We start from the raw sequence: 1204 nt of genomic DNA, 5'->3' as shown, positions 1-1204 counted from the left end.
AGCTAGTGCCTCGTCATGCAGCCTTGAACGGGTAATCCGGGTGGCGGATCTTGGAGCCGGCGGCGAATGATGTCTTCGGCTTCGCGCGTTGGTTGCGCCAGCGGATGTAGTCGCCGATCGCGGTGTCCTGTTCGGCGTGGCTGCGGTGATCGGTGCCGTTGAGGGCGAAGTACCGCACGGCGGCGAACTCGGCCTCGATCCGTTCAGCCACGACGAGTACGTCGGTAGGAACACCAGGTCGACCTGGTGTGCGGCGCACCAGGCGCGGACTTCGGGGTGCTTGTGCGGGGAGAAGTTGTCCACGATCAGGTACAGCTTCTGGTCGGGCCAGCGGGCGCGCAGGGTCTTGAGGAAGGATAAGAACTCGCGCCAGCGTTTGCGGTCACGGATGCGGTAGTGCAGGCGGCCGGTGGCCAGGTCCAAGGCGGCGATCATGTGCCGTACCCCCTGGTCGCGGGTGTAGGTGGCCCGCTGTCGCACCGGCTGACCCCGCGGGCGCCAGGCGCGGCCGGGGCGGGGTTGCAGGTTCAGCGGCCCGAACTCGTCCACGCACAGCACCCGACCGTCGGCGGGCGGGTGGTCGTACAGGTCCAGGACCCGGCGCATCTTCGACGTGAAGTCGGGGTCGGTGCTGACCTTCCACGTCTTGGTCGCCTGCCAGGAGATCCCGCGTTCGTGCAGGATCTGCCGGACGGTCTCGATACTGATCGTGGTGACGTAGCCCGACTCGATGAGGTAGTCGCGCAGCTTGGCCAGGGACCAGCAGGAGAACGGCCGGCCGAGGAAGCGGGGGTCACACCGGGCGATGACGCAGATCCAGTCTCTGGTCTGCTCATCGATCCGTCTCGGTGCGCCCCCTCTCCATTTTGGGGACAGCGCGTCGAACCCCCGGTCGTTGAACGCGTGGATCACGTCGCGGACGTAATCCTCGGTTACCTTCAGCAGGTGGGCGATGTCCGGGGCGGGCTGGCCCTGGGCCGACATCAGCACCACGATCGCCCGCCGCAGCTTGACCGGGTCCTTTGCGGTACGGGTGATCTTCTGCAGCCGTTGGCCCTCGGCCATCGACACCTGCCGGACGAACACCTCTGGCCGTCTGCCCACCGGCCATCACCTCCCACCACGAGTGCTGGGAGACAGCCTGCCCGATAGATCCTCAGAACCGACGGATTACACGATCAACGTTCAAAGACGAGGCACTAGC

Annotated in this window: 1 protein-coding gene; it reads right to left on the bottom strand. The window is 66.3% G+C overall.

Features of this window, described 5'->3' with window-relative positions:
• Window positions 1–1104: IS630 family transposase (locus ABNF97_RS33925; RefSeq protein WP_349341066.1), on the bottom strand; the 1104-nt coding region annotated here is incomplete at its 3' end.
• Window positions 1105–1204: the final 100 nt, after the last annotated feature.

Origin of the sequence: Plantactinospora sp. B6F1 (assembly GCF_040120695.1) — a bacterium.
In the GTDB taxonomy this organism is placed as follows: domain Bacteria; phylum Actinomycetota; class Actinomycetes; order Mycobacteriales; family Micromonosporaceae; genus Plantactinospora.
The sequence above is the reverse complement of the archived record's forward strand: the minus strand, read 5'-3'. Positions and strand labels throughout refer to the sequence as shown.